The following is a 21532-nucleotide window of genomic DNA, read 5'->3' as shown; positions in this document are numbered from 1 at the left end:
CGACCGGCGAGGGGCCCACTACGGGCACTTCGCCACGCCACCGTCCGTCGAAGCCAACGCCACCCGGGCACACGCGGCCTGCACCGTGGCGGTGTCCTTCAACTCGCGCGCCAGCCGCGCCGTGGCGAGTTGCAGCTCCACGTCCTTCGCGTGGTCCGGCTCCGAGCCCAGGCTCGTCAGGATGCGCAGTGCATCGGGCTTGCGCCCCAGCGTCGTCAGCAGGCCCGCGACCTCCTGCATCTCCCGCACGTCCGAACCCGACACTGTGTCCAACGCCTTCTGCAGCTCCCCTTCCGCCGCCGCCTTGTCCTCCGCCGTCAGGTGCGCCCTCGCGAGCGCCACGTGGACGATGGCCCGGTCCTTCACCTTCAGGGACTCGCGGTAGGCCGCCAGCGCTTCGTCGCGCTTGCCGAGCTTGAGCTGGATCTCCCCCACCAGCTCCCACAGCGTCGGATCCTTGGGCGACTTCTTCGCGGCCTCCTGGTACGCCGTGGCCGCTTCCGGCAACTGGCCCGCGCGCACCTCCGCGTCGCCCAGCGCCGTCAGCAACTCCGGTGAGCTCAGGCCCTGCGCCGTCGCCTTGCGCAGCAACACCCGCACATCCTCCTGCCGACCCTGCGTCGTCAGGATCTCCACCGCGCGCAGCGTCAGGTCGGCCTTCGACGCGTCCGGCGCGGCCTCCGCGGCCTGCGTGAGCCGGGCCACCGCCTCGTCGTGCTCGCCCCGCTCCTCCGCCAGTTCGCCCAACTGCTCCAGCGCGTTGAAGTCGCGCGGATGCAGTTCCAGCGCCTTCTGGAGCGACTTGCGCGCCTCGTCCGCCTTGCCCAACTGCGCCTGGATGAAGCCCAGCCGGCTCCAGTTGGTGGAGCGCTTCGGATCCAACCGCAGCGCGGCCTCGAACTCCTTCGCCGCTTCCTCCAGCCGGCTCATGGACAACAACACCTCGCCGCGCGCGGCGGGCAGGCGCGGATCCGCGGGCATCAGGCCCTTCATCTCGTCGAAGGACTTGAGCGCGGCGTCGAAGTTGCCCTGGAGGTACTCGGAGTTGCCCCGGATGTAGAGCCCCTCCGCCTGGTCCTTCGGATCGAGCTTCGGCGTTTCGGTGCAGGCACCGGAGGCCAGCAGGGCAAGGAGCGGCAGGGCACGCAGGCGCGACGACATGGAAGGCTCCGGAAGACTCAGAAGTGGTACGCGATGCCAGCGGTGACGTCGAGGTTGAGGCCGTCGCCCTCGCCATCCTGCGCGAGCCCCAGCACGGCCTGCGCGATGTTCGTTCCCAGCTCCAACTGGAAGCCGACATGGCCCGCCAGCAGGTACTCCAACCCGGCGAAGCCCACGACCGACGGAAGCGGGCCCGTGCTCTGGAAGATGCCGAAGTCGCCGAACGACAACTGCACGCCCAGGCCGAAGCCCCAGTAGGGCCGCAGGGACTTGTCCAGACGGTGGTAGTGCCGCGCCCCCACGATGCTGGGCAGCACGTTGAGCTTGCCCTCGCCGCTGTCGCCGTTCGTGCGCACCAGCGTGAAGCCCACCTGGAGGAAGCCCTGCCACTCCGGGTGGAACCAGTAGCCCAGCTCCAGGTCCAGGCCCGGGTTCAACGAGGACAGCTTGTCGATGAAGCTGTTGTTGAAGCGCAGCCCCAGCGTGAGGCCACCGCCCGGCGAGGACGCGACCGCACCGCCCAGCAACGGCCGCGCCTTGACCGCGTCCCCGGACGACGACACCACCGACAGCAATTCGTCCGACACGGCGACAGCGGTGCGCAGCAACTCGTCATCTTCGGAGACCTCCGCTCGCGGCCGAGCGAGGTTTCGGCCATCGCGCGTGTCCACGAGGCTCGCGGTGAGCAGGTACTGACCCCCGAAGCGATCCAGGCGCCCGGTGAGGATGTAACGGGCCCCCGTGATCGAGGACAACTCCCGGAGGCAGTCCTCCTCCTCACAGCCGGAGTCGCCCAGCAGTCGCTGTTGCTGCTCGGTGTCGAGCATCGTCTGGATGTCCCGCCGGGACTGCACGCGCAGGAGCGGAGACTCCGCGAGGCGGCTCGCGATGATCAACGTGATGCCCGGCGCGGCCTCCTTGCCCGCCGCATTGGACTCCAACGGCAGCACCAACACGACGGCGGGCGCGGGCTTCGCGTCAGCGGACGGAGCCTTCAGGGAGGCCGGCGACGAGGTCGGGCTCGCGGTGGTCGTGCCAGGAACGGGTCCCGGAGGATTCTCCACCGTTCCCGCCCCAGGTCCCGGAGGCGGGGGAGCCATCCGCGAAGGGGCGGAAGGAGGTGCTTCAGAATCCACCTGCGTCCCGGCGGAGGCAGGAGCCGCCACGGGGGCCGGAGCCGTCCCATCCTGCGCGAAGGCGGACGTGGCCAGCGATACAAGGCACGAGGTGAGGAGGAACCAGGGGGTGCGTGACACGCGCGACACTCTACCCTCCTCCCGGCCCACGCCCAGCGTCCTGCGTGGCGCGGGGCCAGGGCCCCCGTAGTCGTGCCCGCCTCCTTGCCCCCTCACGCCTGCTGGTTCAGCTTCGCCGTGACGAAACGGACCGCGGCACGCGGGCTGAAGCGGAGCGAGAAGGCCGCCGCCCAGTTGAGGAGCCCGTGCACGGAGAGCACCCGGCCCTTCATCATCGCCGAGTAGGCATGCGCGACCACGTCCTGGGACGTCGCCACCCCCGAGCGCTTGAACAGCCGCGACTCCGCGTTGCCCGCGCGTGAGGCGAACTCCGTCTTGGTGGCGCCCGGACAGTGACACGTCACCGTCACGCCCGTGCCCTGCAACTCGAACGCGAGCGCCTCCGAGAACGACATCACGAAGGCCTTCGACGCGTAGTACGTCGACATGTACGGCCCCGGCTGGAAGCCCGCCGTGGACGCGATGTTGAGGATGCGCCCCTGCCCCCGCTCCCGCATGGGCCGCGCGAACAGGTGCGTCAGCTTCAGGAGCGCGGTGCAGTTGACCTCCACCATCTCCGCCTCGCGGGCCAGCTCCTGTTCGAGGAACGGCCCGGAGGATCCGAACCCCGCGTTGTTGACGAGGAAGTCCACCGTGAGCCCCAGCGCCTGCACCTGCGCGAAGAGCTGCTCGGGCGCCGACGGCTGCCCCAGGTCCGCCGGCAGCACGTGGGCCTTCACCTTGTGCGCCTGCTCCAGCCGAGAGGCCAGCGCCTCCAGCTTCGCCACGCCGCGCGCCACCAGGATGACGTCGTGACCCTCCCGGGCGAAACGCTCCGCGAACTGCTCTCCGAGTCCCGCCGACGCGCCGGTGATGAGCGCCACTTTTCGCGACATGGTGAAGCCTCCCCGGCCCGATATAGCAGGTCGCCTCTGCCCTGTTTCCGGGAGCCGGTCCACGTCGGCTCGTCCCTCGACGAGGAGGAGGCGCGCTACGTCTTCGGAGAGGTTGTCCCTCCCGCCCTCGGTCCGACGGCCAGCCCTCCAGAGAGCGGAGTCCCTTTCCAAAAAACGGGAGCAGGCAGACACGATGCGGTTGCACCCCGAGGACGCAGGCCCTATCCGGAACAGGGAGGCGCATGGCCATGGAGCGAACGAACACCCTGGCAGCACTGCTCGCACGAGGACGCACGGAGGACGTGGCGCTCAGCGCCCCTGGGCGTTCGGGGCTGACATACGGCGCCCTGCGGGAGCTCATCACCCAGGTCCGCGCTAGCCTGCGGGAGTGGGGACTGGGACCGGAGGACCGCATCGCGCTGGTGCTGCCCAACGGGCCGGAGATGGCCGCCGCGTTCCTCGCCGTCGCCAGCGCCGCCACCACCGCGCCGCTCAATCCCGCCTACCGCGCGGACGAGTTCACCTTCTACCTGGACGACCTCCAGGCCCGGGCCATCGTCCTGCTCGAAGGAATGGACGGCCCAGCCCGCCTGGTGGCGCGCGAGCGGAACCTTCCCATCATCGAGCTGAGCCCCACCTCGAACGGATCCGCCGGACACTTCACGTTGAAGTGCGAGCAGCCCCCTCCCCCCATCGCGCCTCACTCCGATGAGGCCCGCGAAGGAGACGTCGCGCTCGTGCTGCACACGTCCGGGACGACGGCGCGACCAAAGCTCGTCCCGCTGACGCACGCGAACCTCACCGCCTCCGCGCGGCACATCGGCGCGCTGCTGGGGTTGGGCCCTGAGGACACCTGCCTCAACATCATGCCGCTGTTCCACATCCACGGACTCGTGGCCGCGGTGCTGTCCAGCCTGGGCGCGGGAGGCCGCGTGGTGTGCACGCCGGGCTTCAACGCCCTGCGCTTCTTCTCCTGGTTCGAGGAAGCCCGCCCCACCTGGTACACCGCCGTCCCCACCATGCATCAGGCGCTTTTGGAGCGCGCCCGCCGCAACGTGGAGAGCCTGAAGTCAAACCGCCTGCGCTTCATCCGCTCCTCGTCCGCGTCGCTGCCGCCACAGGTCATGGAGGAACTGGAGCGCGTCTTCGGCGTGCCCGTCATCGAAAGCTACGGCATGACCGAGGCCGCGCATCAGATGGCCTCCAATCCGCTGCCACCCCACCCCCGTCACGCGGGCTCGGTGGGACTCGCCGCGGGCCCCGAGGTCGCCATCATGGACGACGCGGGCGCGATGCTGACTCCAGGTGGACTGGGAGAAGTCGTCATCCGGGGCCCCAACGTGATGACGGGCTACGTGAACAACCCCGAAGCCAATGCGCGCGCCTTCACGCACGGATGGTTTCGCACGGGGGACCAGGGCACGCTCGACGCGGAGGGCTACCTGCGCCTCACCGGCCGGCTCAAGGAATTGATCAATCGCGGCGGGGAGAAGGTGAGCCCGCTGGAGGTGGACACCGTGCTGTGTGATCATCCCGCAGTGCAGCAGGCCGTGACGTTCGCCCTGCCCCATCCGAAACTCGGTGAGGACGTGGCCGCCGCCGTCGTGCTGCGCGAGGGCCTGCAAGCCACCGAGCGCGAGCTGCGCGACTTCGTCTCCGCGCGCGTGGCCGACTTCAAGGTCCCCCGCCGCATCGTGGTCCTCACGGAGCTGCCCAAGGGCCCCACCGGCAAGGTGCAGCGCATCGGGTTGGCGGAGCGACTGGGGCTCACGTCATGAGGATCGCCATCTTCGGCGCGGGCGCCATCGGCGGCTTCCTCGGCGTCAAGCTGCTCCAGGCCGGCGCGGACGTGACCTTCATCGCACGAGGCGCCCACCTGGAGGCGATGCGCGCGAACGGCGTCACCCTCACGAGCGGCGGCGAGACGGTCACCGTGCGCCCGCACTGCACTGACTCCCCCGACGACGCGGGGCCGCAGGATTACGTGTTCCTCACGATGAAGGCCCACGCCCTGCCCGCCGCCGCGCCGCAGGTGGCCCGCCTGCTGGGCCCGGAGACGGCGCTCGTCACCGGCATCAACGGCGTGCCCTACTGGTACTTCCACGGGCTCGAAGGCCCCTACGCGGGCCGCCACGTGGAGAGCGTGGATCCGGGCGGCGTGCTGCTGCGCACCCTGCCCCCGGAGCGCGTCATCGCCACGGTGGTGTATCCGGCCGCGGAGGTCGTCGCGCCCGGCGTCATCGTCCACACGTACAACGATCGCGTCACGTTGGGTGAACCGGACGGCAGCAAGAGCCCGCGCGTCCAGGCCCTGTCGCAGCTCATGATGAAGGCGGGCCTGAAATCCCCGGTGCGCCCACGCATCCGCGATGAAATCTGGGTGAAGCTCTGGGGCAACCTCGCCTTCAACCCGCTGTCCGTGCTCACCGGCGCCACGCTCGACGTGCTCTCCCGCCAGCCGGACCTGCGCGCCGTGGCCCGCGCGATGATGGTGGAAGCCCAGGCCGTCGCCGAAGCCCTGGGCACCCGCTTCCTCATCGACGTGGAGCAACGCATCCAGGGCGCCTCCCAGGTCGGCGCGCACAAGACCTCCATGCTCCAGGACCTGGAGCGTGGCCGCCCGATGGAGATCGATGCCCTGCTCGGCGCCGTCGTGGAACTGGGACAGCTCGTCGGCAAGCCCATGCCCGCGTGCGAGAGCACCCTCGCCCTGGTGCGGGAGCGCGCACGCCAGGCCGGTGGCTACCCGGCCCGGGCGACGCCGGAAGCCACTTAAGCCGGAGGCATCACGCCCAGGTATTCGAGCGGATCCACCGGCTTGCCATCCACGCGCACCTCGAAGTGCACGTGCGGGCCGGACGTGCGGCCGGACTCGCCCACCGTGGCGATCACTTGCTCACGGCGCACCTTCTGCCCCGTGCGCACGCGCAGGTCGCGGTTGTGCGCGTACAGGGTGATCAACGTGGACGAGTGCTCCACGATGACGATGAGGCCATAGCCCTTCTGCTCGCCCGCGTAGAGGACCGTGCCCGCCTGCGCCGTCTTGATGGGCGTGCCCGCGGGCGCCGCCAGGTCGATGCCGTCGTGCGGCTCGCGGCCCTTCTTGCCGAAGCGGCCATACAGCACGCCACGCAACGGCCAGTCGAGCAGCCCCTGCGTGGCCAGCTTCGGGCGCGAAGGCGCACCCGGACGCCCCGACACCACCCGCGCGCGCGGCGGATCCTCCTTGCGCGTCACCGCCGGCACGGAGCGGCGCGGCGTGGACACCGGAGCCTGCCCCGGCTTCGTCAACACCAGCTCCGGCTCCTCGTCGGACAGCGGACCCGGGTCTCCGTACTGCGGCCGCTCGCTGCCGGGAATCAACAGCTCCCGGCCCACCGACAGCTCCTTCGGGTCCTTGATGCCGTTGGCCAGGGACAGCTCTTCCACCGTGATGCCGTACGTCTTGGCGATGCGGTACATCGTCTCGCCCGCGGCCACGCGGTGGCGCACGGACACCAGCTCCGGCTCCTCGTGAGAAGGCCGCAGCGCGAACGCCAGCGGCTTTCCGGTGCCGGGAGACTCCGGCAGGGCCCCCGCTGTCTCCAGGCCGGAGGAGGACGCCCGGGTGCCCACGCAGCCGCCCAACAGCACGGCCGCGAGCAACACCCAGAGCGCCCTACCCGCTCGGCTGGAGCCGCGTGTCTCCAACCTCAGGCACCGCCCGACTCGTGCCGGGTGAAGCCCTTCAGGCTCCAACCCGACAGCTCGGGGATGCGACCGTGGTCGGTCATCTCGAAGTGCAGCGGCGTCACCGACACGCGCTTCTCGTCGAGCACGGCGTTGCAGTCACTGCCCGGAATGTCCTGGTGGGCGTACTCCGTCCCACCAATCCAGTAGTACTTGCGACCGCGCGGGTCTTCCTTCTCCACGACGTTGTTGCCGTAGGAGTGCCGCCCCTGCCGGGTGATGACGTAGCCGTCCGGCTCCACGCCCCCCGGGATGTTCACGTTGAGGAGCATCCGGGGAGGCAGGGGCTGCGACAGCGCCTCCGTCACCAGCGCGCGCACGAAGCGGCCCGCCGGCTTGAAGTCGAACGGACCGCGCGACACCAGGCTGAACGCGATGGCGGGCACGCCCAGGAACGCCGCCTCCATGGCCGCCGCCACCGTACCGGAGTACATGACGTCGTCCGCGAGGTTCGCGCCGTGATTGATGCCGGAGACCATGAGCTGGGGACGATTGTCCTTCAGCAAGTGGTTCATCGCCAGATACGAGCAATCCGTGGGGGTGCCGTCCACGGAGAACCACCGCTCGCGCACCTCCTTGATGCGCAGCGGCCGGTGCAGGCTGATGGAGTGGGAGGCGGCGCTCTGCTCCCTGTCGGGCGCCACCACCCACACCTCGCCCAGGGGGCTCACCGCCTCCACGAGCGTCTGGAGCCCTTCGGAGAAGTAGCCGTCGTCGTTGGAGACGAGGATGCGGGGGCGGGAGGTGCTCACGGTCACTTCTTCTTCGCGTAGGAGCGGAAGGCGGACATGCCCGCGTAACGCGCGCCGGCCCCCAGCTCTTCCTCGATGCGAAGCAGCTGGTTGTACTTGGCCACGCGGTCGGAACGCGACGCCGAGCCCGTCTTGATCTGCCCGCAGTCCAGGCCCACCGCGAGGTCCGCGATGGTGGTGTCCTCGGACTCGCCGGAGCGGTGGCTCATGATGGACGTCATCCCCGCCTTGTGCGCCATGCGCACGGCGTCGAACGTCTCCGTCAGCGTGCCAATCTGGTTCACCTTCACCAGGATGGAGTTCGCCGTGCCCGTCTGGATGCCGCGACCCAGGCGCTCCACGTTGGTGACGAAGAGGTCGTCGCCCACCAACTGCACCTGGTTGCCCAGCGCGTCGGTGAGCTTCTTCCAGCCCTCCCAGTCATCCTCCGCCATCCCGTCCTCGATGGAGATGATGGGGTACTTCTGCGCGAGGCCCCGGTAGTACTCCAGCAGGCCCTGCGAGTCGTACTCCTTGCCCTCGCCCTTGAGCTTGTACTTCTTGGAGCCCTTGTCGAAGAACTCGCTGGCCGCCACGTCCAGCGCCAGGAACAGCTGCTCGCCCGCCTTGAAGCCCGCCGCGTCGATGGCCTCCATGATGAGCTTGAGCGCCTCCTCGTTGGCCGGCAGGTCCGGGGCGTAGCCGCCCTCGTCGCCCACGCCCGTGGCGAGCTTGCGGTTCTTCAGGATCTTCTTGAGCGCGTGGAACACCTCCGCGCCCCAGCGCAGGCCTTCCGCGAAGGACTTCGCGCCGGCGGGCACCACCATGAACTCCTGCACGTCCACGCGGGTGTCCGCGTGCGCGCCGCCGTTGAGGATGTTCATCAACGGCACGGGCAGCGTGCGCGCCTGGAGGCCACCCACGTAGCGGTACAGGGGCAGGGCGTGCGCATCCGCCGCGGCGCGCGCGGCGGCCATGGAGACGGCGAGGATGGCGTTGGCGCCGAGCTTCGCCTTGGTGGGCGTGCCGTCCAGCTCAATCATCCGCGCGTCCAGGGCCACCTGGTCCACGGCGTCCATGCCCACGAGCGCGGGGCCAATCGTGTCGCGCACGTGGTCCACGGCCTTGAGCACGCCCTTGCCCAGGTAGCGCTGCTTGTCCCCGTCCCGCAGCTCGTGCGCTTCGTGCTCGCCGGTGGAGGCGCCGGAGGGCACCGTCGCACGACCACGAGAGCCGCTCACGAGGAGGACCTCGGCCTCCACGGTCGGGTTGCCACGGGAATCGAGCACTTCACGCGCCAGGATTTGAGCGATCTCGGTCATAGGGCGCCGGTTCTATGAGGCACGGCGGGAACGGGCAAGCGCGCTCGTATTCCAGACTGCTACAGTGTCCAGCCGCCGAATGCCTCCTCCTCCCAAGCGCCGCCTCACGGGCCCGGACCCGCTTCCCGGCCAGCGTGCCCGGGGCGCCCTCATGGGCCTGGCCGTGGGCAACGCCCTGGCCATCCCCACGGCGGGCCGCCCCTTCTACGCGCCGGCCTTCCCCGAGCTCGCCGTGGGCCCCTACCAGGACCTGCACGGCGGCGGCCCCCATGAGCTGAAAAAGGGACAGGTGAGCGAACCCACCCAGCTCGCCGTGGCGCTGACGCTCAGCCTGCGCGACATGAAGCGCTATGACGCGGCGGACGCGCTGCGCCGCTACCGGGCCTGGCAGCCAAACGCCTTCGCCGTCACGGACCCCATGAAGGAGGTCCTGGAGGAGTGCGACACGGGGCTGGCCAACGCCGTCCGGGGGGCCGGCAAGCGCGTCTGGCTGAAGAACTTCCGGCGCGTGGCGAACGCCGGGGCGCTCGCCCGGGTGGTGCCCTTGGGCGTCCTGCTGGCCAAGGACCCCTTCGCCCTGGCGCAGGCGGCCATGGAGGACACCGCCCTCACCCACTTCGACCCGCGCAGCCAGCTCGCCAGCGCCGGGCTGTGCGCCGCCATCGCCAAGGCGGTGACGGGCGGCCCCAACCTCAAGGTGGAGGACCTGCTGCCCGCCGCCGAGACGGGCATCTCCCTGGCCGGCGCCACCCTGGCGCGGCAGGAGCCGGACTTCGTCCAGGAGGTGGCACGCGCCTCCATGCTCCTGCGCGAGGACCTGGCCCTGGCGGCCCAGAAGGACCCGCAGCTCTATGGCCCGGAGCTGCACATGCACCGCCCCGGCAACAACGCGGTCCGGGCCGCCTTCCGGCTGGCCTTCTGGGAACTGATTCACGTGCCCACGCCGCAAGCGGCGCTCCTGGACGTCATCCACCGGGGCGGCGACACGGAGCTGCACGCCGCCGTCACCGGAGCGCTGGTGGGCGCCTTCCACGGCGAGGGCGCGCTGCCCGAGGAGTGGCGCCAGAAGGTCCTCCTGGCGTGCCAGCCCTACAACCCGTACCAGAAGGGAACGGTGATGTGGGAGGTGTACCACCCCCGGCACCTGCTGCTGCTGGCGCCGGGTTAGGTACTGCGCGGCGTCATCCCAGGCCCGCAAGCAAGAAGCCCGCGGAAGGCCACCTTGAGGGCGACCTGACCGTGGGCTTCGGGACACGCCGTGGCTGGAAGGCCACGGGAATGGGTGTGCGTCTCAGAGGTCGATGACGACGACGCCTCGTGACGGCTTGTCTTCCTCGGTGTCCGTCCGCCGGTGGGGACGGTCATCGGGAACAGGCAGTGGGAGTTCCACCACCGGGCGCTCGTAGTTCTCGCGGCGGAGCCGCTCGCGGCGCTTGATCTCTTCGATAATGAAAGCGTCGAGCATGGGTTCGGTCTCTCCCTCAGCCTACGTACCCCGATGTACGCCCGCCGTCCCGCCCCCTTACCACTTCCACTTCCATTTGATGCAAATTAAGAACCCCGGTTCCTTTCTGGGTGCGCCGCCATGATTCTGCATGGCTGCTCGTCCACCTCCCGACATCCCAGCCAGAGCAACCGTGGCGCGGATGTCATGGGAAACCCAGCGGACGTTCAAAATTTGCCTGATCCTAATGCGGCCGCGCCGCGCCGCAACCCAACCCGTCTCAGGTGACCCTCGCGGGCATTCGCGGCACGTTCCCGGCCAAAAAGCGCCCGCCTGCCTCCCTGCCCCTTGCACGACGAAAGTCGCACCGGGAAACAGACAGACAGGCGGACTTTGACGCGAGCCGTCAGAGGCCCACGGACATCAGAGCGATTCAGCGCGGCGCTTGAACGCCTCCAGCATCTTGGGGAGCTGGTTGTCCACGAGTCCGTTGACGATGGCCTTGGGGACCAGCATGCCCAGCGCCATCTCCACGTTGTAGGTCGCGCGCGTCTTGCCCTCGCCTTCGGGCTCCAGGGTCCAGCTGCCCTTGTTGTCCTTCATGACCTCGCCGTTCACGAAGGTCCAGGACATGCGCTTGGGGCGCTCCTCGGTGACCTTGATGGTGTAGCGGATGGTCTTCACCACATCGACCTCGTAGTGGACCTGGACGATGTTGCCCTGGCGCTGCGAGGTGGAGACCTTCTTCACCTCCGACAGGAACTCCGCGTAGCGATCGTAGTCGGTGATGATGTCGAAGACCTTCTCGACGGGAGCATTGATGGTGATGGTGCGCGTGGCGCCGGCCATGAGGGTGTCTCCGGGTGAGAGGGAAGGCTACAGCGCGTAGCCCGGCTTCTTGTCGAACTTGTGCACGGACTGGATGAAGCGGACGGTGCCCGTCTTGCTGCGCATGACGACGGAGTGCGTCTCACAGCCGCCGCCGAAGAAGCGCACGCCCTTGAGGAAGTCACCGGTGGTGACGCCCGTCGCGGCGAACATCACCTCACCCTTCGCCAGCTCCTCGGCGGTGTAGATCTTGTGGATGTCGGTGATGCCCATCTTCTTCGCGCGCTCGATTTCGCCCTGGTTGCGCGGCACCAGCCGGCCCTGCATGTCGCCGCCGGTGGCGCGGATGGCCGCCGCGGCGATGACGCCTTCGGGCGCGCCGCCAATGCCCATCAGCACGTCCACGCCGGTGCCCTCGAAGCAGGTGGCGATGGCACCCGCCACGTCGCCGTCCTCGATGAGCCGGACGCGGGCGCCCGCGGCGCGGACCTCCTTGATGAGGTCGGCGTGGCGCTCACGGTCGAGCGTCATCACGGTCAGGTCCTCCACGTAGACCTTCATGCGCTCCGCGATGGCGCGCAGGTTCTCCGTGGGCGACTTGGTCAGGTCGATGGCGCCCTTCGCGCGCGGCCCCACGGCGAGCTTCTCCATGTACGTGTCGGGCGCGTTGAGCAGGCCACCATGGCTGGACATGGCCACGACGGAGATGGAGCCCGGACGGCCGTAGGCACAGAGGTTCGTGCCCTCCAGCGGGTCCAGGGCGATGTCGACCTCCGGGGCGCCCGGCTCACGGCGGCCCACGCGCTCGCCGATGTAGAGCATGGGCGCCTCGTCGCGCTCGCCCTCCCCGATGACGACGGTGCCGTCGATGTTCAGCGCGTCGAAGGCGCGCCGCATCGCGTCCACGGCCACCTGATCCGACTCGTTCTTGTTGCCGCGGCCCATGAGGCGGGCGGAGGCGATGGCCGCCATCTCGGTGACGCGCACGACCTCCATTGCCAGGTTGCGATCCATTGTGGTGCTCCTCGTTCGGGAAATTCGGGATGGGGAATCAGAGAGGGGCCCGGGCTCAGCCGGCGTCCAGGGCCTTCAGGCGGGAGATGGCTTCGGGCATGCGCCGGGGCTTGCCGTCACGCCCCACGCAGGCGTGCATCGTGCGGCCGGTGCACAGGAGCGTGGGGGATTCGCCGTCGCGCAGCAACTCGTAGGTGAACACGAGGGACGCATGACGCAACTCGCTGAGCGTGGTGCGGACGACGAGCAGGTCGTCGTAGCGCGCGGAGGCCTTGTAGTGGGCGCTCGCCTCCACCACGGGCAGCAGCAGGCCGGTGCTCTCCAGTTCGCGGTAGCTGCCACCGTGGGCCCGGAAGAACTCGCTGCGCGCGAACTCGAAGTAGCGGAAGTAGTTCGCGTAGTACACGACCCCCATCTGATCCGTGTCGCCGTAGATGACGCGCAGCCGTGCCTCGACCATTGGGCCGCCCATATCAGGGCGGGGTGACGGGTCCAAGCGGCGGGGACGCATGTTGGTTGCTTCTGACCATCCGGCCGGAGAGGCTGTCCGCCATGTCGCGTCTGCTCCCCACCCTGGCCGTCCTGTCCGCCCTGTCCGCCCTGCCCGCCTCGGCCAAGGCCCCGAAGCTCACGCTGTTCATCAGCGTGGATGCGCTGGGCAGCGACCTGCTGCTGCGCAACCGTCCGCGTCTCACGGGCGGTCTGGGAAAGTTGCTCGACACGGGGGCGTACTACCCCTACGCCCGGTATGCCTACGCGAAGGCCCGTACCGCACCGGGTCATGCCACGCTGGCCACTGGCGCGAACCCCTGGCGCCACGGCATCGTGGACAACGACGTCCAGGACCGGGCGACGGGCCAGAGCGTGCAGGTCTACATGGACCCGACGCATCAAATCCTGGGAGGCGTCACCGTCCCCACGGCCGACGCCAGTCCGGCGAACCTGATGGCGGAGACGCTGGCGGACCGGCTGCTCGGGGCCACGCAGGGAAGGGGCAAGGTGGTGGCGCTGTCGTTCAAGGCGCGCGCGGCCATTCCCCTCGCGGGACGGACGGGGCAGGCGTGGTGGTTCGACGGAGCCACGGGGCAGATGGTGACGAGCACCTGGTACGCGAAGTCCGTGCCCGCGTGGGTGCAGGCGCTCAACGCGCGCAAGCTGGCGGACGCGTCCTTTGGCAAGACGTGGGAGCTGCTGCGTCCGCGCGCGGAGTACGTCGGTGAGGATGATCGCGCCACGGAGCCCGACGCCTACGGCATGGGCCGCGCGTTCCCCCATTCCCTGCGCAACGGGCTCACGGCGCCTGGCCCCCAGTCCTACAAGGCCTTCGCCGTGTCGCCCTTCTCGCATGACCTGCTGGTCCAGGCGGCGAAGGCGGCGCTGGAGGGCGAGGGCCTTGGCAAGGACGGCATCCCCGACCTGCTCGCGGTGAGCTTCAGCGGCACGGACGAGACGTTCCACGCCTTCGGTCCGTATTCGTGGGAGATGCAGGACTCGTTGCTGCGGTTGGATCAGGCGCTGGGCGAACTCATCGCCGCCGCCGAGCGAGCGGCAGGAGGGCGGGCGAACCTGCTCATCGCGCTGTCGGCGGACCATGGGGGCGCGGAGATCCCGGAGGCCTGGGCCGCGTCGGGCGTCCCCGCGGCGCGCATCAACCCCGTGGAGGTGTCCAAGGCGCTGGCGAAGGAGCTGCGCACGAAGTTCGGCGTCGACGTGACGGTGAGCATCCTGGGCCTGGACGCGTACCTGGGGGGCAAGGCGCTGGAGTCAGGTCAGGTGGATGGCGTCGCGGTCCGGCGCACAGCGGCGGCGTGGCTCGCGAAGCAGCCCTTCGCGGTGACCGCGGTGGCCCGCGACGACCTGGACATGGCGCAGGACACCGCGGGCCTCGTGGCGCCGATGCGGCGCGGCTACTACCCGGAGCGCAGCGGGGACGTGCTCTTCATGCCGAAGCCGTTCCAGGTCGTGACCGACTATCCGCGTGGCACCAACCACTCGGTGCCCTACTCCTATGAGTCACAGGTGCCGGTGGTGTTCTCAGGCCGGGGTGTGAAGCCTGGAATGTACTTCCAGGAGATCGACCCGGTGGACGTGGCGCCCACGCTGTCCGCGCTGCTGGAGATGGGCATGCCTGCGTCGGCGGAAGGCAAGCCGCGCGCGGAGGCGCTGGTGAAATGAAGGCGCTCTGGAGGAGCACCTTCATGTCCAATTCTCGGGAAACACCTCGACCTGTTTGACCTCCCCAGTCGAGACATCCAGGACAGCCCGTGCGATGAAGAGCGCATCCTCGGGCCGCTCTCCAGCGTTGTAGAGGATGAAGACACGCTCATCACCGGCGATCTCCACGCCGAGCGTCAACTCCTGCCGGAGGCGTGCGGGGACCGGCGGGCAGCGCGTCAAAGCCTCTCGGACCGCGACGCGTGCCACCTCTCGTAGCTTCTCCAAGCGAATCTTCAAGAAGCCGGCCCCCAGGACTGCCCTTCACTTCGTCCAATGAGGAACCGCGTCAGCCCTGCGCCGTCGCACGAGGCTTGCGCGGGGACTTCTTCGTCGTCTGGATCTCCAGCGACAGGTCCATGGCCCGCGCCGAGTGCGTCAGCGCGCCCATCGACACGAAGTCCACGCCCAGCTTCGCCAGCCGGGGCAGCCGGTCCAACGTGACGCCGCCGGAGACCTCGATGGGGACCCGGCCGGCCGCCAGCTTCACGGCTTCGCGGATCTGCGCGTCGTCCATGTTGTCCAACATGACGACGTCCGCGCCCGCGGCGATGGCCTCCGCGAGCTGCTTGAAGTTGGTGACCTCCACTTCGATCTTCACCAGGCGGGGGCCGTTCAGCTTCGCGCGGCTGATGGCTTCGGTGATGTCACCGCCCACCGCCGCGATGTGGTTGTCCTTGATGAGGATGCCGTCGAAGAGGCCGAAGCGGTGGTTGGACGCCCCGCCCATGCGCACCGCGTGCTTCGCGAGTCCACGCATGCCCGGAGGCGTCTTGCGCGTGTCGAGCACCCGCAGCTTCGAGCCCCGCACGGACGTCATCGCCTGCTGGGCCAACGTCGCGATGCCGGCCGCGCGCTGCACCAGGTTGAGCGCGGTGCGCTCGGCAGCGAGCAGCGAGCGCAGCTTGCCGTGGACGCGCGCCGCGACCACCTTCGGTTTGATTTCGTTGCCGTCCTGCTTGAGGACCTCCACCTCCACTTCCGCGTCCACCATGTGGAAGACGCGGACGAAGGCGTCCAGGCCGGCGATGATCATCTGCTCCTTCGCGACCAGCTCCCCACTGCCCTCCGCATCGGCGGGGACCACCGCCAGCGAGGTGACGTCCCCCGCCGCGCCAAGGTCCTCGTCCAGGGACAGCGCGATGAGCCGATCGAGATAGTCCTGCTGCACTTCCGCCTCCTACCGACGGGCCTTGCGGGCCGCCGGCTTGCCCCGGGTGGTCTTCTTCGCCGGGGACTTCTTCGCCCCGGCCTTCTTGCCCGCCGTCTTCGCGGAGGTCTTCCGGGCCGGCGCCTTGCGGGCACCACCCTTCTTCACAGCGCTCTTCTTGCCCGCCGCCTTCCTCGCGGCCGGCTTGCCCCGGGTGGCCTTCTTCGCCGCGGCCTTCTTGCCCGCCGCCTTCTTCGCCGGAGCCTTCTTCGCCGCGCTCTTCTTGCCCGCGGCCTTCTTCGCCGGAGCCTTCTTCGCGGACGCGGCCTTCTTCGCCGGAGCCTTCTTCGCGGACGCGGCCTTCTTCGCCGGGGCCTTCTTCGCGGACGCGGCCTTCTTGCCCGCCAGCTTCTTCACGGTGCCTTCCGGAGCCTCGCGGGTGTCGCCACCCTCCTTGGCCCGGTCGAACTCGCGCATCGCATCGTCCACGAGGCCCATGCTCATGTACGCGACGCCCAGGTCGTGGTGATCCGCGGCGGACAGCCCTTCCTTGGTGCCTTCGCGCAGCTTGTTGAGCGCGTCCTCCACCACGGGGTCGGCGGTCTGGGCGACTTCCCCGGCGGCCTCCGCCTCCATCTCACCCTTCAGCTCCTGGCCCAGGTTCACGTCGTCCTTCGACGCCTTGGGTTCTGTGGCCACCTTCACGTGCGCGCTTTCGGACGCCGCGAGGGTGGAGGTCTCGGACTCGGTGCTGACCGGTAACGGCGACGGCGTCTCGGGCTCGGACATGGGGGGCTCCGGGGCGATGCGCTGGAGGTGATCCTGCAGCTTGACCGTGCGCTCCTGGAGCTCCTCGACCCGGGCCTTGTCCTTCGCCACCACGTCCGGCGGAGCACGGGCCACGAAGCTCGGGTTGTCCAGTTTGCGCTGCACACTGGTGAGTTCCTGCTCGGCGCGGGCGATCTCCTTCTTCAGGCGGTCGCGCTCCGCGTCCAGATCCACGAGACCCGCCAGCGGGACGTAGATCTCCAGATTGCCGCTGACGAACGCCGCCGCCTGCGGAGGCTTGGCGCCCGGCGGGCCCACGTGCACCTCCGACAGGCCAGCCAGCGGCATCAGGTACGCGCGCCAGCGCTCCAACAGATCGCGCGTCGTCGCGTCCGGGCTCTGCACCACCGCCTTCACCTTGGCGGACGGCGGCAGGTTGCTCTCACCGCGCAGCGTGCGCACGCCCTCGATGGCCGCGATGACCGGCGCCATCTGCGCTTCCGCGGACGCATCCACGCGCGCCGCGTCCAGCTCCGGATACGCCGCGATGCAGATGCTCTCCGTGGGCCGGGACATCGGCAGCTTCTGCCAGATCTCCTCGGTGATGAACGGCATGAACGGGTGCATCAGCCGCAGGATGCGATCCAGGCAGTACACCAGCACCGCGCGCGTGGTGTCCTTGGCCTCCGGGTCCTCGCCGTACAGCGAGCCCTTCGCCAGCTCGATGTACCAGTCGCAGAACTCCGCCCACAGGAACTGGTACAGCGTGGAGGCCGCCTCCGCGAAGCCGTACACCTCCAGCGATGCCCACGTCTCCTGCGTGGCCTTCTGCAACCGGGAGAGGATCCACCGGTCCGCCAGCGTCAGCGTGCGGCCCTCCAGCGGCGTCTTGTCCAGGCTGAAGTCGCCCATGTTCATCAGGGCGAAGCGGCTGGCGTTCCACAGCTTGTTGCAGAACGCCTTGTAGCCACCCAGCCGGTCCATGGACAGCTTGATGTCCCGGCCCTGCTGCGTCGCCGATGCCAGCGTGAAGCGCAGCGCATCCGCGCCAAACGCGGGCATGCCCTGCGGGAAGCGGTTGCGCAGCGACGGCTGGAGCGCGTCCACCTTCGCGCCAAGGATGACGTCCAGGGGATCGATGACGTTCCCCTTCACCTTGGACATCTTCTCGCCCTTCTCGTCGCGCACCATCGCGTGCAGGTACACGGTGCGGAAGGGCACATCGCCCATGAAGTGCAGGCCCATCATCATCATCCGGGCGACCCAGAAGAAGATGATGTCGTGGCCCGTCTCCATCACGGACGTCGGGTAGAACGTGGACAGCTCTGGCGTCTGGCGCGGCCAGCCCAGCGTGGAGAACGGCCACAGCGCGGACGAGAACCACGTGTCCAGCACGTCCAGGTCCTGCACCAGCTTCGTGCCGCCACACTTCGGGCAGGACTCCGGCGTGGTGCGCGACACGATGACCGCCGCGCTGTCCAGCGAACGCTCCTCGCCCGCGGGGCTGCACGCCTCGCAGTACCAGGCGGGGATCTGGTGGCCCCACCACAGCTGGCGGCTCACGCACCAGTCGTGGATGTTGCGCATCCAGTGGAAGTACGTGTTCGTCCAGGACTCGGGGACGAACTTCGTGCGGCCCTGCTCCACCGCCTCGATGGCCGGCTTCGCCAGCGGCTCAATCTTGATGAACCACTGCGGCGACAGGCGCGGTTCCACCACCGTGGTGCAGCGCTGGCAGGTGCCCACGCTCAGCTTGTGGGGCTCTTCCTTCTCCAGGAGGCCCAGCTCCGTCAGGTCCGCCAGCACCTGCGTGCGCGCCTCGGAGGACCCCAGCCCGGCGTACTTGCCGGTGTCCTTCGTCATCCGCGCCGCTTCGTCCAGGATGGACAGCATCGGCAGCTTGTGGCGCAGGCCCGTCTGGTAGTCGTTGAAGTCGTGCGCGGGCGTGACCTTCACCACGCCGGTGCCGAACTCCATGTTCACCAGCTCGCCGTCCGCGATGATCGGAATCTCACGGTCGGTGAGCGGCAGCGCCACGCTCTTGCCCACGAGATCCGCGTAGCGCGGGTCGTCCGGGTGCACGGCGACGGCGGTGTCACCCAGCAGCGTCTCCGGGCGCGTCGTCGCCACGGTGAGCGTGCGGTCCGTGCCCTTCACCGGGTAGCGGATGTGCCAGAGCGAGCCGTTCTTCTCCTCGTGCTCGACCTCCAGGTCGCTCAAGGCCGTGCGGCAGGACGGGCACCAGTTGATGAGCTTCTGGGCCCGGTACATCAGGCCCTCTTCGTACAGGCGGACGAAGACTTCGCGCACCGCAGCCGAGGACTGCTCGTCCATGGTGAAGCGCTCGCGGCTCCAGTCCAGCGACGCGCCCAGGTAGCGGTGCTGCTCACCGATGCGCGCGCCGTACTTGCCCTTCCACGTCCAGACGCGCTCGAGGAACGCCTCGCGGCCCAGGTCGTGGCGGCTCTTGCCTTCGGACTTCTTGAGCTCCTTCTCCACCACCATCTGCGTGGCGATGCCCGCGTGGTCCGTGCCCGGCAGCCAGAGCGCGTTGAAGCCGCTCATGCGCTTCCAGCGCGTGAGGATGTCCTGGATGGTCGCGGTGAGCGCGTGGCCGATGTGCAGGCTGCCCGTGACGTTGGGCGGCGGCAGCACGATGCTGAACGGCGGCTTGGCGGAAGTGGGCTCGGCGCGGAAGTAGTCGCGCTCCAGCCAGTGGTTGTACCACCGCGCCTCCACTTCGGAGGGCTCGTAGGCCTTGGACAGTTCAGTCGTGTCAGTCATTGAAGACGGCCGGCCCCCGACGGGGCCGGCGGGGAATCAGAGGGGACTGCGAATCAATGCTGGGTCTCGCGGTCCTTGATGAGCCGCTCGAGCTCCTGCCGGATGATGGTCTCCGCCAACTGCGGTACGACCTCCCAGGCGATCTTCTCGATGACCTCGCGGGAGGCCTTCGACAGGGCCTCGCGAAGCAGGGCCTCGCCCCCATCCGCGGGACGGCGCGAGGGCGCGGCGGCCGGCGTGGGCCCACCGATGTCGAGGGAGATCTCCTCCGCGCCGCTGTGCTCGGGCAGCGAGTCCTCGATGCGGATGCTCTCCTGGCGGGCCTGCACGGCGGCAGGCGCCGCGGCCGGAGCCCCCAGACCGAACGGATCCCGTGCACGGGCGGCCGGCGGAACCGCCGCGGGCGCGTGCGAGGGCGGCAGCGGCGTGCCCCCGGCGGGAGGACGCGGGAACCCACCCGGGATGTTCGGAGCGCCAGGGCCCGGAGGACGCGCGGCCATGCCCGGAGGCGGCGGCACGCCAGGACCCGGAGGACGCGCACCCGGAGGCGGTGCGCCCGGAGGCGGACGCGCCATGCCCGGAGGCGGCGGCACACCCGGCCCGGGAGGACGTGCACCCGGAGGCGGAGCGCCCGGAGGCGGACGCGCCATGCCCGGCGGAGGAGGCACACCCGGCCCGGGAGGACGCGCACCCGGAGGCGGAGCGCCCGGAGGCGGACGCGCCATGCCCGGAGGCGGAGGCACACCCGGCCCGGGAGGACGTGCACCCGGAGGCGGTGCGCCCGGAGGCGGACGCGCCATGCCCGGAGGCGGCGCACCCGGCCCGGGAGGACGCGCACCCGGAGGCGCGGCGGCAGGCGGCTGCGGCGCGGCGGCCTGGGGCGGCACGGGCGCGGTCGTCTGCGGGAAGACGCGCGTCGCGGCGGACGCAGGCATCGTGTTGGACTTCTGGCCCACCAGCGCCTTCACCTTGTCGAGGAGGATCTGGCTCTCGAAGGGCTTGGTGATGTGGTCATCCGCCCGGGCGGCCTTGGCGCGGTTCTCGTCGAACGCCTCGAAGGTTCCGGCCAGCAGCATCACCGGAATGGCCTGGGTGGAGGGGTCACTCTTGAGCGCCTCGCACACCTCGTAGCCGCTCTTTCCGGGCATCATCACGTCGGCGAGCACCACGTCCGGGCGCAGCTCACGCGTCCGCGTGATGGCGTCCAGCCCGTTGTCCACCGCGGTCACCTGGAAGTCTTCCGTCGCGAAGATCATCCCGATCACCTTGCGGATGGTGAGCGAGTCGTCAGCGATCAGTAGATTCTTGGGCATCGGCTCCGGCCTCGGGGGGCGCATACCCCCCTGAATTCGTTTGAGATTTCGGGCGAGCAAGCCTGCCTGCCGGCCCTGTGTCAATCGGAGAAGCTTAGGGTTCGCGCATCTGGCCGATCAAGAAAACATGCGCTGCAGATCCAGGAACATCACGGGATCCGGCAGACCCGGTGCCTTGAACGTGCCCATCAGCTCGGCGGGCTTGAATTTTTGCAGGACACCAAGCACCCGGGTGGCCGCCAGCCCCACGGTCCGCCCGGCCAGCTCCGTGAGGACGAACAATTCCTCCGCCAACGCAGGCGCGCCCAGGAGCGCCGGAACCGAACAGATGGGCCACAGGGCCTGCGCATGCGGGTAGACGCCGGCCACCGGCCCGCTCTGCACCGGCAGCACGCTGAAGGACACGCCCTTGGGCACCACCTGGGAGACGCTGCTCAATGGGACGCCGAACAGCACGCCCTGCGACTCCAGCACCAGCGCACGCTCCGGCGGCACGTCCGCCCAGTGCACGGGCCGGGGTTCGGGGGGCGCGGCCCGGGGGCCCACCCGGTGGGGCAGCGCCTCCACGATGAGCTCCAGGTACAGCCGGTCCTTGTGCAGCACCGCGCCCCGGCTCAAGGGCGCCAGCGAGTCCGCCAGACCCGGGGGCAGGAGGAAGAACGGATCCCGCGCCACGTCCGCGACCTCCACCACCGAACGCACCCGCACCGCGAGCGTGGGGCTGACGTCCAGCACCACCACCATGCCCGGCACGTCCTCCGGCGGCCCGCCGAGCAGCGCGGACAGGTCCTTCACCTCCAGCACGCCCCGCAGGCTGGTGCCTCGGGCGCCCGGCATGGCGACCTCCATCACGGAGGTGGCCTCCACGGCGTAGCGCGTCTCACCGGCCTCGACCAGAAGGCAGAGCCGGCGTCCGCTTTCAAAGGGGGACACGGGTGGGGAC

At 69.6% G+C, this 21532-nt stretch carries 19 protein-coding genes; 4 read left to right on the top strand and 15 right to left on the bottom strand.

Annotated features, from left to right (window positions below):
* Positions 1 to 18: 18 nt before the first annotated feature.
* The 3 genes from OV208_RS12670 to OV208_RS12660 all read right to left on the bottom strand — a co-directional run bounded on the left by OV208_RS12670 (position 19) and on the right by OV208_RS12660 (position 3292).
* A complete protein-coding gene (locus tag OV208_RS12670; protein ID WP_267574091.1) occupies positions 19 to 1161 on the bottom strand; it encodes a tetratricopeptide repeat protein in 1143 nt (380 codons plus the stop codon).
* Between the two features lie 17 nt (positions 1162 to 1178).
* Positions 1179 to 2225 (bottom strand): hypothetical protein, encoded by a 1047-nt coding sequence (locus OV208_RS12665; protein ID WP_267574090.1) that lies wholly within the window; start codon positions 2223 to 2225, stop codon positions 1179 to 1181.
* A gap of 284 nt (positions 2226 to 2509) precedes the next feature.
* Positions 2510 to 3292 (bottom strand): SDR family NAD(P)-dependent oxidoreductase, encoded by a 783-nt coding sequence (locus OV208_RS12660; RefSeq protein WP_120540419.1) that lies wholly within the window; start codon positions 3290 to 3292, stop codon positions 2510 to 2512.
* A gap of 248 nt (positions 3293 to 3540) precedes the next feature.
* Between OV208_RS12660 and OV208_RS12655 the strand changes: the two genes are divergently transcribed.
* Complete coding sequence (locus tag OV208_RS12655; RefSeq protein ID WP_267574089.1) at positions 3541 to 5070, top strand: acyl--CoA ligase; 1530 nt, start codon at positions 3541 to 3543, stop codon at positions 5068 to 5070.
* A complete protein-coding gene (locus OV208_RS12650) occupies positions 5067 to 6068 on the top strand; it encodes a 2-dehydropantoate 2-reductase (RefSeq protein WP_267574088.1) in 1002 nt (333 codons plus the stop codon). The genes OV208_RS12655 and OV208_RS12650 overlap by 4 nt, the downstream gene beginning before the upstream one ends.
* On the opposite strand, the gene OV208_RS12645 is transcribed toward OV208_RS12650, so the two are convergent.
* Genes OV208_RS12645 through eno form a run of 3 tightly spaced genes read right to left on the bottom strand, consistent with a single transcriptional unit; the run spans position 6065 to position 9074 of the window.
* Positions 6065 to 6940: a peptidoglycan DD-metalloendopeptidase family protein gene (locus tag OV208_RS12645; protein ID WP_120540417.1), complete on the bottom strand. Its 876-nt coding sequence runs from the start codon at positions 6938 to 6940 to the stop codon at positions 6065 to 6067. The genes OV208_RS12650 and OV208_RS12645 overlap by 4 nt on opposite strands.
* A gap of 44 nt (positions 6941 to 6984) precedes the next feature.
* Positions 6985 to 7773: a 5'/3'-nucleotidase SurE gene (surE, locus tag OV208_RS12640; RefSeq protein WP_267574087.1), complete on the bottom strand. Its 789-nt coding sequence runs from the start codon at positions 7771 to 7773 to the stop codon at positions 6985 to 6987.
* 2 nt (positions 7774 to 7775) lie between these two features.
* Complete coding sequence (gene eno, locus OV208_RS12635; RefSeq protein WP_267574086.1) at positions 7776 to 9074, bottom strand: phosphopyruvate hydratase; 1299 nt, start codon at positions 9072 to 9074, stop codon at positions 7776 to 7778.
* A gap of 79 nt (positions 9075 to 9153) precedes the next feature.
* On the opposite strand from eno, the gene OV208_RS12630 reads away from it, so the two are divergent.
* A complete protein-coding gene (locus OV208_RS12630) occupies positions 9154 to 10242 on the top strand; it encodes an ADP-ribosylglycohydrolase family protein (protein WP_267574085.1) in 1089 nt (362 codons plus the stop codon).
* Between the two features lie 123 nt (positions 10243 to 10365).
* Here the strand turns inward: OV208_RS12630 and OV208_RS12625 are convergent, their stop codons facing one another.
* The 4 genes from OV208_RS12625 to OV208_RS12610 form a co-directional block, all read right to left on the bottom strand.
* Complete coding sequence (locus OV208_RS12625) at positions 10366 to 10539, bottom strand: hypothetical protein (RefSeq protein WP_267574084.1); 174 nt, start codon at positions 10537 to 10539, stop codon at positions 10366 to 10368.
* 402 nt (positions 10540 to 10941) lie between these two features.
* Positions 10942 to 11367 carry a type II toxin-antitoxin system RatA family toxin gene (locus OV208_RS12620; RefSeq protein WP_120540413.1) on the bottom strand — a complete coding sequence of 142 codons (426 nt, stop codon included), beginning with the start codon at positions 11365 to 11367 and terminating at the stop codon, positions 10942 to 10944.
* A gap of 27 nt (positions 11368 to 11394) precedes the next feature.
* The gene (gene glpX / locus OV208_RS12615; RefSeq protein ID WP_267574083.1) at positions 11395 to 12360 is read right to left on the bottom strand and encodes a class II fructose-bisphosphatase; all 966 of its coding nucleotides are present in this window, start codon (positions 12358 to 12360) and stop codon (positions 11395 to 11397) included.
* 55 nt (positions 12361 to 12415) lie between these two features.
* Positions 12416 to 12820, bottom strand: coding sequence for an acyl-CoA thioesterase (locus OV208_RS12610; RefSeq protein WP_267574082.1), 405 nt, complete (start codon positions 12818 to 12820; stop codon positions 12416 to 12418).
* A 92-nt stretch (positions 12821 to 12912) separates the two neighbouring features.
* Here OV208_RS12610 and OV208_RS12605 point away from each other — a divergent pair, with 92 nt between their 5' ends.
* Entirely contained in the window at positions 12913 to 14535 is a 1623-nt protein-coding gene (locus OV208_RS12605; protein ID WP_267574081.1) for an alkaline phosphatase family protein, read from the top strand.
* 21 nt (positions 14536 to 14556) lie between these two features.
* Here OV208_RS12605 and OV208_RS12600 read toward each other — a convergent pair whose 3' ends face one another.
* The 5 genes from OV208_RS12600 to OV208_RS12580 form a co-directional block, all read right to left on the bottom strand.
* Complete coding sequence (locus tag OV208_RS12600; protein WP_267574080.1) at positions 14557 to 14814, bottom strand: hypothetical protein; 258 nt, start codon at positions 14812 to 14814, stop codon at positions 14557 to 14559.
* A gap of 49 nt (positions 14815 to 14863) precedes the next feature.
* On the bottom strand, positions 14864 to 15745 hold the full coding sequence (gene nadC, locus OV208_RS12595) for a carboxylating nicotinate-nucleotide diphosphorylase (RefSeq protein ID WP_267574079.1): 882 nt from the start codon (positions 15743 to 15745) through the stop codon (positions 14864 to 14866).
* A gap of 9 nt (positions 15746 to 15754) precedes the next feature.
* Positions 15755 to 19276, bottom strand: a complete 3522-nt coding sequence (locus OV208_RS12590; RefSeq protein WP_267574078.1) for a valine--tRNA ligase — start codon at positions 19274 to 19276, stop codon at positions 15755 to 15757.
* 53 nt (positions 19277 to 19329) lie between these two features.
* Positions 19330 to 20589, bottom strand: a complete 1260-nt coding sequence (locus OV208_RS12585) for a response regulator (protein WP_267574077.1) — start codon at positions 20587 to 20589, stop codon at positions 19330 to 19332.
* 117 nt (positions 20590 to 20706) lie between these two features.
* Positions 20707 to 21522: a chemotaxis protein CheW gene (locus OV208_RS12580; RefSeq protein ID WP_267574076.1), complete on the bottom strand. Its 816-nt coding sequence runs from the start codon at positions 21520 to 21522 to the stop codon at positions 20707 to 20709.
* Positions 21523 to 21532: the final 10 nt, after the last annotated feature.

The organism is Corallococcus sp. bb12-1 (assembly GCF_026626765.1).
Classification (GTDB): domain Bacteria; phylum Myxococcota; class Myxococcia; order Myxococcales; family Myxococcaceae; genus Corallococcus; species Corallococcus terminator.
This window is presented reverse-complemented; position numbering and strand designations above follow the sequence as displayed.